The sequence below is a fragment of the Robiginitalea aurantiaca genome, assembly GCF_030380815.1.
Lineage (GTDB): Bacteria > Bacteroidota > Bacteroidia > Flavobacteriales > Flavobacteriaceae > Robiginitalea > Robiginitalea aurantiaca.
Genome location: NZ_JAUDUY010000002.1, coordinates 498,255 through 510,499, shown reverse-complemented (window position 1 = coordinate 510,499; position 12,245 = coordinate 498,255). Strand labels below are relative to the sequence as shown.

13 protein-coding genes are annotated in these 12,245 nt (G+C 48.6%); 3 read left to right on the top strand and 10 right to left on the bottom strand.

Features of this window, described 5'->3' with window-relative positions:
• Positions 1-44: 44 nt before the first annotated feature.
• Entirely contained in the window at positions 45-1,289 is a 1,245-nt protein-coding gene (locus tag QU605_RS05785; protein WP_289724327.1) for an ATP-binding cassette domain-containing protein, read from the bottom strand.
• 299 nt (positions 1,290-1,588) lie between these two features.
• Here QU605_RS05785 and QU605_RS05780 point away from each other — a divergent pair, with 299 nt between their 5' ends.
• Complete coding sequence (locus tag QU605_RS05780; protein WP_289724326.1) at positions 1,589-1,798, top strand: YgaP family membrane protein; 210 nt, start codon at positions 1,589-1,591, stop codon at positions 1,796-1,798.
• A 32-nt stretch (positions 1,799-1,830) separates the two neighbouring features.
• Here QU605_RS05780 and QU605_RS05775 read toward each other — a convergent pair whose 3' ends face one another.
• The 7 genes from QU605_RS05775 to folE form a co-directional block, all read right to left on the bottom strand.
• Positions 1,831-2,373, bottom strand: a complete 543-nt coding sequence (locus QU605_RS05775; protein WP_289724325.1) for a GNAT family N-acetyltransferase — start codon at positions 2,371-2,373, stop codon at positions 1,831-1,833.
• Positions 2,360-3,235 carry an alpha/beta hydrolase family protein gene (locus tag QU605_RS05770; protein ID WP_289724324.1) on the bottom strand — a complete coding sequence of 292 codons (876 nt, stop codon included), beginning with the start codon at positions 3,233-3,235 and terminating at the stop codon, positions 2,360-2,362. The genes QU605_RS05775 and QU605_RS05770 overlap by 14 nt, the downstream gene beginning before the upstream one ends.
• Positions 3,219-3,722, bottom strand: a complete 504-nt coding sequence (locus tag QU605_RS05765) for a DUF192 domain-containing protein (RefSeq protein WP_289724323.1) — start codon at positions 3,720-3,722, stop codon at positions 3,219-3,221. Before QU605_RS05765 ends, QU605_RS05770 begins: the two co-directional genes overlap by 17 nt.
• On the bottom strand, positions 3,709-4,677 hold the full coding sequence (lgt, locus tag QU605_RS05760; protein WP_289724322.1) for a prolipoprotein diacylglyceryl transferase: 969 nt from the start codon (positions 4,675-4,677) through the stop codon (positions 3,709-3,711). The genes QU605_RS05765 and lgt overlap by 14 nt, the downstream gene beginning before the upstream one ends.
• Positions 4,678-4,824: 147 nt before the next feature.
• Positions 4,825-5,061: a membrane protein insertion efficiency factor YidD gene (yidD, locus tag QU605_RS05755; protein ID WP_289724321.1), complete on the bottom strand. Its 237-nt coding sequence runs from the start codon at positions 5,059-5,061 to the stop codon at positions 4,825-4,827.
• Between the two features lie 166 nt (positions 5,062-5,227).
• Positions 5,228-6,706, bottom strand: a complete 1,479-nt coding sequence (cysS, locus tag QU605_RS05750; RefSeq protein ID WP_289724457.1) for a cysteine--tRNA ligase — start codon at positions 6,704-6,706, stop codon at positions 5,228-5,230.
• A gap of 10 nt (positions 6,707-6,716) precedes the next feature.
• Positions 6,717-7,397 carry a GTP cyclohydrolase I FolE gene (gene folE / locus QU605_RS05745; RefSeq protein WP_289724320.1) on the bottom strand — a complete coding sequence of 227 codons (681 nt, stop codon included), beginning with the start codon at positions 7,395-7,397 and terminating at the stop codon, positions 6,717-6,719.
• Positions 7,398-7,520: 123 nt separating this feature from the next.
• On the opposite strand from folE, the gene QU605_RS05740 reads away from it, so the two are divergent.
• On the top strand, positions 7,521-7,802 hold the full coding sequence (locus QU605_RS05740; RefSeq protein WP_289724319.1) for a hypothetical protein: 282 nt from the start codon (positions 7,521-7,523) through the stop codon (positions 7,800-7,802).
• 105 nt (positions 7,803-7,907) lie between these two features.
• Positions 7,908-9,323: a T9SS type B sorting domain-containing protein gene (locus QU605_RS05735; RefSeq protein WP_353655879.1), complete on the top strand. Its 1,416-nt coding sequence runs from the start codon at positions 7,908-7,910 to the stop codon at positions 9,321-9,323.
• A 40-nt stretch (positions 9,324-9,363) separates the two neighbouring features.
• On the opposite strand, the gene QU605_RS05730 is transcribed toward QU605_RS05735, so the two are convergent.
• Positions 9,364-10,872 carry an aromatic hydrocarbon degradation protein gene (locus QU605_RS05730; RefSeq protein ID WP_289724318.1) on the bottom strand — a complete coding sequence of 503 codons (1,509 nt, stop codon included), beginning with the start codon at positions 10,870-10,872 and terminating at the stop codon, positions 9,364-9,366.
• Positions 10,873-10,901: 29 nt separating this feature from the next.
• Positions 10,902-12,197, bottom strand: coding sequence for a hypothetical protein (locus QU605_RS05725; RefSeq protein ID WP_289724317.1), 1,296 nt, complete (start codon positions 12,195-12,197; stop codon positions 10,902-10,904).
• Between the last annotated feature and the right edge of the window lie 48 nt (positions 12,198-12,245).

Genomic DNA, 12,245 nt, shown 5'->3' with positions numbered 1-12,245 from the left:
CCTGATATTTAGAAAAACCGCAGTCCATTCGGGCTGCGGTTTTTTTATGTTTGATCCGTATAGTGGATAATACCGCGGGATCCCTCATCCCCGGGACGTAATTCCAAAACTTTGGAAGCCTGCAATCCAGGTTCCTTTCGATGCGATACAAAGATGATGGCGGTCTGGCTCTCAGCTGCCATTTTGCGAACCAGGGCGATTAACAGAGCCGCTGAAGACTCGTCCAGGCCTGCTGTAGGTTCATCGAGAATAAGGACCGGCGGATGTTTGATCATGGCCCTGGCACACATCAGAAGCCTTTGATGCCCCTGGGACAGCTTTCCAAACAAGACATTCCCCAGATCGGATAAACCGAGTAATTCCAGCCATCTGCCGGCCAGTAACCTTTGCTGGTCTGTTGGTTTGGTGTACAGGCCAACGGAATCCAGAAGACCTGAAATCAGCATGGCTTCCGCACTGTGATTTCCTCGAAACCGATCTGTAAGGGCAGGGGTGAAGTAACCGATTTTCTCTTTGATGTCCCAAACACTTTCGCCACTGCCTTTTCGGGTTCCAAAGAGGTAGAGTTCCGTTCCGTAGGCCTTTGGGTTGTCCCCGATAATCATAGTAATCAGACTCGTTTTTCCACTTCCGTTGGGCCCGCGGAGTTCCCAGAAATCACCTTTTTCTATTCTCCAGTTGATCTTGTGCAGGATTCGGCTACTCTGGTAACTCAAATCTACGTTTCGGAATTCTATAAGCACATCGGGAAGGGAAACTTCTGGAACAGGGGCAGGGGGAAGCTCCCTTTTATAAACCTCCAATAGGGTCCCGGGTGAAGGTGGCGTATAGTTGGGGAAACCAATGATCCGGGATCCGGAAAGTTGCGCCCGCTGTTCGATATACGGCAGGAGGTCTTCAGCCCGACTTAGAAATTGCAGGAGCAGGATTCGATTAGCCCGGCTTTTCAATTCCGATTTCAACGCCTGCCGCGATGCCTGGTCGAGATTGTTAAAGAGGTCATCTAGGATCATAAAATCCGGGTTCTGCTGAAAGAGATGCAGGAGGAGGGCTTTTTTGCGTTCTCCGCTCGAGAGGGATTTCAGGGTACGGTTGCCCAGGTTCAGGCCCGAGAGGTCGTAACGTGCCTCGGCCTCCAGAAATGCACCCAGACTGGTATTGGAAAAAAACACGCCCCTTTTTCCGTTGAGAAAAGCAAGGGGTTCTGGTGCTGCACCTTTGAGTATTTTCTTCGCAAGCTCGGTTTTGGAAGAATTGTTATCGGTATAAATCGCCGTATGGGCAGGCATAACTGCGGTTTACCACGAATGTACGCGAACAGGAATTCAGTGCAAAATATGCAGGCGAAAAGAGGGGTGTAATGCCAAAAATTACAAGGGTGGCAGTGCAGCCAATTGACGCCATCCGGAGAGTTTACAGTTTGCAAAAGCTGATTAAGATCAGTCTTTCAACGGATCAGGATGCATACTTTTGGTATTCGATGAAAGGAAAAATAGGTAAATTCGTTTTGGTCTGCCTGCTTTGTGTAGGGATCATCAGCCTGATCGTATGGAGTATAACCGCTCTGTCTAATTAAATATCTAATGGTATGAAAAAAAACATGGGAAATGCGGATCGCGTGATCCGGTTAATTATCGCAGCTGTAATCGGTGTATTGTATTATACCGGGACCATATCGGGGACACTGGGTATTGTGCTCCTCGTGCTGGCCGGGGTATTTGTACTCACCAGTTTTATTAGTTTCTGTCCGCTCTACGCCCCTTTTGGTCTTTCGACCTGCCCGGCGAAAAAGGACTGATTCCTTTCTTGCAGGAACGACTTCTGGAATTTCTAAAGAGATTGGTGCGCCTTGTCCACCCTGAAAATGTGGACCGGGTTGCCTTTGTATTGCGTAGTGGTATCCAGGGTCATTCCCAATCGTAATGCCACATTAATCGACGGGGTATTGTCGATATGGATAATTGAAATCAGAGATTCTGCCCAGGCGTTTGCAAACGCCTTATCCCTGCAGTGTATTCCGGCCTCGGTTGCAAAACCCATACCTCTGAACCCCGGCAACAGGGAATACCCTATTTCCATTTCACTTTTTCCGTCAACCTCCTGGATAAGCAGCCCGCACATTCCCACGAGAACCTGTTGTTCCCTTTCAATAAGCGCATTCATGCCCCCAAGACCTTTGTCATACCTTTCAAAGATCCGGTCGAACTGTGACCGGCATGCCCGATCAGGGGAATCCGGAATCCCTTCCCAAAATCCTGTGCTGGCGGGATCCAGGTAAAAGGGAAACCAATCCGTATAATCGGCTGCACTGAACTTTCGAAAAATCAGTCTTTCTGTCGAAGAATGCTCGAGCAAATACCTAGTTCCATTCATCGGTGAGAATCCATTGGTGCGTGTACTTCCAGAGCGTGTTTTTAAACGCAGGTCTGAAATATCCAAAGTGTCCGGGTGCAGACCCTTCGTCCGTATAGTGAATCCGATTCATTTGGGCACTGGCATACTGCCTTGCCAGCCAGTCTACCGTTTTTGGCGGGGCCAGGGGATCCGCGGGAAAACTTAGGGATAAGATCGGCATTTTCAGGTCCTCAAAAAAATAAGATGCATCTTTAAAGGCCATCATATATTCGGGCTGTTTTCCCCATCGCCTCCATTGGCGTGCCATTCCTTTCGGAAGATTCTCAAAAAGGCCGAGGTGTTTGGCTGGAAAATATCCAAAAAAAGGGATGGTGAAGGGTATGATCATATTCCAGAATGACCACATTTTGGTTTTGTGCCAACCGGGAAAGCTTTTCCAGTAGCTGTTTTGAGATGCAGCCATAATGATCCTGTCAATACTCGGGTGCTCTGGGTTAAAACCGCATAGCTGACCTCCGATGCTATGGGTTACCAGGGTAATCGGGGATTCCGGATCATAGTCTTTTAGAAATCGCACAGCGCCGGCCTGATCATTGGCTCCCCACGCTATAAGGTTGGTGGGATTCCTTTTGAGTAAGTCAGGGCTTCCTCCGGAAGAACCAATGCCACAATAATCAAACGTTAGAACCGTATACCCCAGAGAGGCAAAATGCCTGGAAAAGGCGTAATAGAATTTTTGCAGCATCCCGGTGGCTGAAGAGATCAGTATGGATTGCCCAATCGGATCCGCGGGAATAAAGAGCGTTCCCCCCAGATCCCTTTCGGCCTGGGTGGGTATCATTACAGACTTTTCGCTATGGTTTTCAGGGGATTTTTTCATACCGGATGCGGTCGCCAGCTGCAAGCTTCCAACGGTCGCTCAGGCCGGCATTGATTTCCAGTACATACTGCACCGGACCAGAAGAGGGGATACCGGATTCACTCAGGGGAGTGGTGTTCTTTTGTATGTTCACGATCCTGAGGTCTTTATCAATAAAGAGGATGTCAAGGGAAATCAGGGTGTTTTTCATGTAGAAGGAGTGCGGTGCTTCTTCCTGAAACACGAATAGCATTCCCTGGTTTGCTTCCATGGACTTGCGATACATCAGCCCGGTTTGGATTTCGTAATCGGTCAAGGCCAATTCAATATCAAGGGCTGCAAGAACAGTATCGGTATCTGATTTCAGGATTTCTAATTCCCCTTCTTTTGAAAAGGCAATAGGCGTAGTATCTGTAAGTGTTCTCTGATCTTCTTTGCAGGCAGTACTACTCAAAACGACCAGGATCAATCCGAAAACCACGAATTTCTGAGTTTTAAGCAGCGGCATGGGATTTCGTTTTGCGGAACATGAAATAAAGCCCAATGGCGATAAAGGGTAAGCTCAGCCATTGCCCGGTACTGAGCAATCCAAGACTCTCTTCAAACCCACCCTGACTCTTTTTGACGAATTCGACAAAGAACCGGATGGTCCATAAGGCGACCAGGAACAGTCCAAATAAGTATCCGGGCTGGTCTTTTTTGGAGGTATTCCAGTAGAGGTAATACAAAAGCGCAAAAAGCCCGAGATACAGGACCCCCTCGTAAAGTTGTGAGGGATGTCGGTAGGGGATGGCCTCTAAATACTCTGAAAATTGCGGATTGTCTTCGAGGGCGTGATAAGCAGCATTCGGAGTATCTTCTCCGGTAATGGCCATGGCCTTGCGGGCTGGCATATCATCAGAATCCCGTACAAATCGCGTACCCAGAAAAAAGGAAGCCTCCGTTATCTTTCCGTTTATCTCCGAATTGAAAAAATTACCCAGGCGCACCAGAAAAGCACCCAGGGCGGTGGGGATAACCATGCGATCCAAAAGATACAGGACACTGAAGTCCTTGTGTTTACGGTGGAAAAGATACATTCCGATGATAACACCGATGGCCGCTCCATGGGAAGCCAGGCCGGTAAATCCGGTAAATTCGTATCCGTTGATCAACCCAAAAAGGGTGCTGCCCGCCCGCTCCCGAATTGGCAGAAGAATTTCGATCAGATGATTCTGATAGTAATCCCAATCGTAAAAAAAGACATGACCCAGGCGCGCCCCCAGCATGGTGGAGAGGACCATATACACGAAGAGGGAATCCAGGGCTTCCCGGGTTTTTCCTTCCCGGTCAAAAATACGTTTCATGATGTACCATCCAACTGCAAAGGCAACAATCCAAAGCAGGTTGTAGTACTTAATTTGCAGGAATCCAAGTTTAAACAAGGTGTCATCGGGATTCCAGGTAAAACCTAAAAAAAACATAGACGGGGCTTTGGGGGCTAAGATAGTAAATCCGAACGCGTCATCCTTGCAGCGCTTTTATTTATGACGGGATCATTTCGTGCTGCCGCAGAGGCTCTGTCAGCTAAAAGAGGCCAATTGGGCCATACCTAAAGGAGCCCCCCTTACTTAGGATTCCTCCTTTTCGGGAACCGGATCGTATCCGGAACCGCCCCAGGGATGGCAGCTTCCAATCCGCTTAATGGCCAACCATCCTCCTTTCCGCAGCCCGTGTTTCTGAAGGGCTTCAATGGAGTATTGGGAACAGGTAGGGAGATACCGGCAACTCGGAGGTGTGAGGGGGGAAATATACTTCTGATACCCCCTGATCATGGAAATAAAAAGAGCTGAAATGGAATTTTTCATGGCGCCTGAAACCTCTTGTCACAAGGTACGCTTTCCCGGAATCTAAACCAATGCGGTCGGTTATCGGGTTAAGAGTACCAGCCGTTTCAAGAATTTATCAGTTGAATTCGTTTAGGACCAGTGGACAAAATTGCCCCAAAACATGTTACAGGATTAGCTGTTCGGGTCAGAGCTGATAACTGGTGCCTTCCTTCCCGTCCTTGAGCTGGATCCCGAGTTCCGCCAGCGTATCCCTGATCTGATCGGCGGTGGCGTAATCCTTATCGGCCCGGGCTTTGTTTCGCATGTCGATTAGCAATTGGACCAGACCGTCCACTTTGCCGCTGGCCTCTGTACCTGCAATGGGTTTTTGGATTCCGAGAATATCAAAAACAAATGCATTCAGGCTCGATTCGAGATTTGTTTTGTCATCCGCGCTAAGGTTCTGTCGTCCTTCCCTGGCAAGATGAATCCATTTGACGGCTTCAAAGAGCTGGGCAATGAGGATTGGAGTGTTGAAATCGTCGTTTAAGGCATCATAACACCTTTGTTTCCAGGCGTTCAGATCTACATCCGACTTTTCCGAAATGGGAATGGAATCGAGAAGCGCCAGCGCATCCATCAGGCGGATATAGCCTTTTTCAGCAGCCAGCAACGCATCATCGCTAAGATCGAGAATACTCGTATAATGCGCCTGCATCATAAAGAAGCGTACCACACTGGGCGAATAAGCTTTGCTGAGGATCGGATTATTACCTTCAAATATTTCCTCCGGAAGCAGATTGTTGCCGGTGGATTTGGACATCTTCCTGCCGTTGAGGGTCAGCATATTGGCATGCATCCAATACCTGACCGGGCTTTGGCCATATCGGGCTTCGGCCTGGGCAATCTCGCATTCGTGATGTGGAAATTTCAAGTCCATCCCACCTCCGTGTATATCAAAGGTTTCTCCCAAGTATTTTGTGCTCATAACCGTGCACTCCAGGTGCCAGCCTGGGAATCCTTCTCCCCATGGAGAGGGCCACCGCATTATATGCCTGGGTTCAGCCCTTTTCCACAGCGCAAAATCCTGCGGATTGTTCTTTTCATCCTGGGCGGTCAGTTCCCGGGTATTGGCAATCATATCTTCCAGCCTGCGTCCGCTTAACTTGCCGTATTCAAAATCCGAATCGAACTTTTGAACATCGAAGTATACAGAGCCATTCTTTTCGTAAGCATATCCTTTTTCAAGGATTGCTTTAATAATCTCAATCTGTTCCACGATATGCCCCGTAGCGGTGGGTTCGATACTGGGTGGAAGAAAGTTGAATTTTCGGAGGATGTTGTGAAAATCAGTGGTATATCGCTGGACAACTTCCATAGGTTCTATCTTTTCCAGCCGGGCCTTCTTTGAAATCTTATCTTCCCCTTCGTCCGCATCGTCTTCAAGGTGTCCGGCGTCTGTGATATTCCTTACATAGCGGACCTTATAGCCCAAATGAAGGAAGTAACGGTAAACCATATCAAATGACATAAAGGTCCTGCAATTACCCAGGTGTACCTTGCTGTATACGGTGGGGCCACAAACATACATCCCTACATGACCTTCATGAACAGGGGTAAAGCTTTCTTTCTTACCGGACAGCGAATTGTAGATTCGCAGGTTTTGTTCCTCGTAGAGGGCCATAAGCAATGCCTTAGAATTCGGTTTCCAGATTGATATATTCAAGGAATTCTTTTCTCAGACCTTCCTCTTTAAAACGACCGCCGTATTCGGCAGTTACTGTGCTACTGTCAACATCCCTGATTCCACGGGAATTTACACAAAGGTGCTTTGCATCGATTACGCAAGCCACATCTTTCGTACCCAGCACATGCTGCAGCTCCCTGACGATTTGAATGTTCATCCGTTCCTGAACCTGAGGCCGTTTCGCGTAGTAATCCACAATGCGGTTCATTTTGGAGAGCCCGACTACAGATCCACTTGAAATATAGGCAATGTGGGCCTTACCCACAATTGGGAGCAGGTGATGTTCACAGGTGCTGTAGACCGTGATGTTTTTCTCCACAAGCATCTCCCCGTATTTGTATTTATTGTCAAAGGTGGAAGATTTGGGTTTCCGATCCGGATGCAGTCCTCCAAAGATCTCTTTTACATACATCTTGGCTACCCTGTTAGGCGTGCCTTTCAGACTATCGTCTTCCAGATCCAGACCCAGGGTAAGCATGATGTCCCTGACACTTTCGGAAATGCGTTCAATTTTTTCGGTTTCGCTGAGCACAAAAGCGTCTTTGCGCATGGGAGTGTTTTCGGAAGCCGAAAAGTGGTCATCTCCGTGAGATTCCTGAGGGGTTTCCAAGGCAGGATCAATTTTCATCAGACATCAATTTTCAAAGGGCAAAGATATGCATAAAATGCCACTTTGGAGCCGTGACCTTGGGCATCGCAGTATAAATTCATGTTAAGTCCGGCGGGCACTTCAAATGAAATTAAGTCCTGTATGGAAAGGTCATCGCATCCAAAAAAGCAGGAGGTAAACCCACTATTTATGCATTATTTTCAGGAGGAAGGCCTGTTTGATTATGAGGATGTTTTATTCCGCTTACAAATTAGCACATGGAAGCGGTTAAGCTCAAAGTACGGCACCTGTGACCCTGAACAACCGGGGAAAAAGCCAATGCGGTATTTTAAGAGGGGAAAAGACCGCGCTTTCGATCGCATAGGCAGGGTATTCACGGATATCGGGAGTTTCGAATCTTTTGGACTTGGAGTCCCATGTTAAAACCAATTGTTACTGCCTTTAAATGGCATTGATCTAAAACTCCAAAAATGCCATACTAAAAAGGGGATATGCCAGTTATATAAGAGGTAAAAACAACCTTTCCGCATGCGGTTTATGCGATTATTCTTAGTGGTTTTTCTCCTGTTTGCCGTAGAAGGATACGGGCAGAATTCCGGGGATTGCCGTTCGGCAATTCCTGTCTGTGCTGATGAAGCTTTTATCTGGGTCGCAGACGGGGCCGGGGATATAGACGATTTTGATCCGGATGTAATTCGTCAGACGGGATGCCTGGAGAAGGGGAGTGTCGGGTCCGCAAATATTGAAAATAATACGTCATGGTTCGTCTTCCGGGCGGGGACCGATGGGCAAATAGGATTCGATATTGAAGCGCTTCCGGTTTCCCCGGGAGGTACCATCACAGCAGAATGGGATTTTGCCCTCTATGGTCCGGACGTAGATTGCGCCTCGATAAGTTCTGGCAGTGCGCAACCCATCCGGTGTAATTATGAGGTGAATGACACCCGTTTTACGGGAATGGGCGTCAATCCGGAAAACGGTCAGGAAGGAGCTCCATTTGTAAAGGGAAGTCAGAATACATACGACGAGTTTCTCGATGTTCAGGCAGGGGAGCTCTACTTTTTGCTGATCAATAACTACAATACAAACTTTGACGGGGATGCGGAGTCGTATATCCTGACATTTACGGGTTCCTCTGTGGACGCCGATCAGAATAGCGCCCTGGACTGTACCCTCAGGGATGAATTCCTGGGATTGGATATTACGGCCTGCACAGGGGATCCGGATATTGTTTTGAGCGCTTTGAATTCTCCGGCAGGTCCGGATATAACCAATGTGCGTTGGTCCGTGGATATTGATCTGGATGGAACGCCCGATACCAATCTGCCTTCAGGTCCCACAGCCTTTACCTATACGGTAACCAGCCCGAATACAGGACGGTATTTTGTCGAGATTGAGACCTCTACGGGTCAAACGATTACAGATGATATCCTGATTATTTTTTATGGGGTTCCTGGCCCGATTCGCGTGGATACTTTGAGTGATCTCTCTGATAGTAATGATGTGGAAGTCGTGGTGCTGGGGGGAGGTAGTTACGAATATTCTGTAAATGGAAGTCCATTTCAGGATTCGCCAATCTTCCGGGATCTACCGCCAGGGGAGAACCAATTGGTGGTCAACGATAAAAATGGATGCGGGACAACCGAACCTATCCCATTTCTCGTCCTTGGATATCCCAAATTTTTCACCCCAAACGGCGATTCGATAAACGATACATGGAATGTGCAGGGACTCGAGACCCTTGCCGATCCGGTCGTTTTTATATTTGACCGCTATGGGAAATTGCTAAAACAAATTGACGAGACCAGTGAGGGATGGGACGGTACCTTCAACGGGCGACAACTCCCGGCTTCGGATTACTGGTTCCGACTGGAATACGGCCGGGTCGAGGGTGGAGAAGTGGTAAATAACGTCATTCGTTCCCATTTTTCCCTCAAGCGATAGGCCTGAGTTTCCCCGCTCCTCTAAAAGGTGCTTTCCGATATTAGAAATTCAGCGTATAGGTAAAGGTGTAGAAGGAATTCACACGCTCTACCGAGGCACTGCTGATATCCAGTTCAAAGATGGATTGTGGAATATTCTGCCGGGTCTGGCTAAAGGTAAAATCCAGGCGACTCGGACCAAAGCCGAATCCCAGACCTCCCGAGTAACCCTGAAGGTTACCCCATTCGGAATTGTTCCTGTACGGGCTTTGTTCCGATCTGTACCCACCTCTGAAGCTCACCCTGCCAATGCGATATTCTCCCCCTGCTCTCAGGGTGGAGACACCCCCGAGTTGCTGGGAAATAAATATGTTTTCAGAATTAAAATCGGGGTCAGAAGTCGGACGCAGTTCCGCTCGTGACATGTCCTGGAAGCCATAGTCAAAACTGAGCAGTCCTTTGTTACCAAAGACCATGGCAAGGGATCCGGTATAGCGGGCAGGGGATTTGATTGTGTACCTCGGGAAAAAGTTGACGATGCTAAAATCAATAAAAGTGATATCCGGGTTTTTGTCCGGAAAATCCGAATTTACCCTTTGGGATAAATCATCGACAAGCTGATACCAGGTAGGGGACTGGTAACTCGCCCCAACCCGGAAAATATCACCAAGTCTCGCTATGGCACCCAGGCCAATTGAAAAACCAGAGCCCTGGGTTCTTAGGAAATTATCGAAGCTCCCCAACTGTATTTCGGAGTCCGGGCTATACGAACTCTCATTAATGGTGGTGACACTTTCGTAAAAGACGGAGTGGAAGTTCAAGGATGTTCCGATGGAGAGAAAGTCCTTGTACTGTCCTGCAAAATTCATTGTGAACTTGCTGTTATACCCATAAGAGCTTTGCAGATAGCTTTGATCTACCCGATCGTAATCTGCGTTGGAAAAATATTCTGTATTGTTGTTGTCTTCAAAATCAACAGGGTCAATAAAACCAGACTGAAATCCGAGAAATGCCTGCTGGGCACCGAATCCCAGACTCCCTCCAATATCTAGGTATGCATCTTCGATGAATTCGCCTTCCTGAACCCTTAGTGGCCCCAGTGGAACCCCCTGGGCATAATTCAGGAAATATTGGTCGATACCTACAGGGGTATTTCCCCTTATAAAGATTTCATTGTCAAAATTCTGAACGAGGTCGTAATTAACAGCGAGTGCCAATTTCTTCCAGTCACCGCCTCCGTAGTTCTTAAACACCCAGACACCCCCCACCTGGTTGAGTTTAAAACGACTCCCACTTGTACTTGTAGCCGAGCCATTAAAAAGTGAATTGTTTTTCTTTTGGTGAACACTTCCGGTGATGCTGAACTGCCCGTTGTTAAATACAGCTGAACCAGCCGGATTGATGCCAAGGGCGGAGAGTTCTCCCCCGAGGGCACCAAAAGCACCACTTAAAGCCTGGTAACGCGCCGTTCCCTGTACGTCCTCAATACTGAATCTGAGAACATCATTTATCGTTTGTGCATTCGCCAAGGTGCATAGCAATACGAAGCTGAGGGTATAGATATGTTTCATTGGGATTGTTTTAAATTAGTAGGGAATAATTAGAAGCCACCGCGTCCGCCGGAACGTCCACCACCGGAGCGTCCGCCACCGGAGCGACCGCCGCCTGAGGACCGCATACCGCCGCCTCCGCTGCTTCGCATACTACCGGATGAACGCATGCCGCCTCCGCTACTCCTCATGCTGCCAGATGATCGGCTGCTGCCCGAACTGCGATAAGAGCCTGGCCTCGATGAGCCACTATAGTTTCTTCCTGAAGAATTGGAACTCCTGGAATAGCGGTTGGAGTAGTTGGATCCCGACCGGTTTCCGGAACTTCTGGAATAGGTATTACCCCTTGAAGCTGTATAATTTCGTGGCGCACCCGTATAGGTCCGGTTCGATCGCGAACTGTTGCCATACCTTGGCGTAGAACGTGTGCTTTTGCTACTCCTATATGCATTGTTTCTGGCAATCGCGCTCTGATTTCGATTTACAGACCGCGAATTGCTCCTCGAGGCCGATGTCCTGCTCCGGTCCACGCTGCGTATATTCGAACTCCTGCCACTGCTGCCGCGATCCAGGTTAGACCGCCCGCTATTGGAGCGCACTCTTGAACTATTCCCGGCTGCCATTACAGAACGGCCTCCGAGTGCATTAATATTATTGTATCTACTGTAATTTCCTCTGCGGCTATTGACATATCCACCGTATCTGTAATAGGGATAATGACCCCAGCCATAGCCTGGGTAGCCCCAGCCATATCCTGGATAACCCCAGCCCCAGCCCGGATAACCACCACAGCAGTAGCCGTATCCTGGAAAACCCCAGCCCCAGCCCCAGCCCCAGCCGTATGAGGGATAACCCCAGCCCCAGCCGGCACCCCAGCCCCAGCCGCCGCCCCAGCCCCAGCCGGAATAGCCCCAGCCACCGCCCCAGCCACCGTAGAGGTTTATGGATACATTAGTACCGCTATCACCCCAACCCGGCTGGCCGCCGTAGTCGTTGTAATTCTGGATATAATTTCCTTCTTCCAGGCCTAAACTGTCAATCTCTGTAGTGCTCGAATAGGCATCCGCATCCGTAAATACCTCGCCATCCATGTATTCATCGAGCTCCCTCGATTTTTCCCCGAAATAATCCTGGTAAAAATCGTCCCCGGTCGACTCTGTTTTAACCTGTGGCTGTTGATATTCCCGGACAACCACCCTTTCAGTGCGCTCAGCCGGACTGGCGTAGATGCCATCGCTGTCGTAATAGGAAGCCGAGTCGTAGGATCCACAGGAAACTACCAGGAACCCAAGGAGTCCGGAAAAGGTTGTTAAACTTAGATTACGCGGGGTTATAAGGGGTGTCATCGCAATAAAATTAAATTGTTGAACAGTCTAAAATTAGTTAGTTTTGGC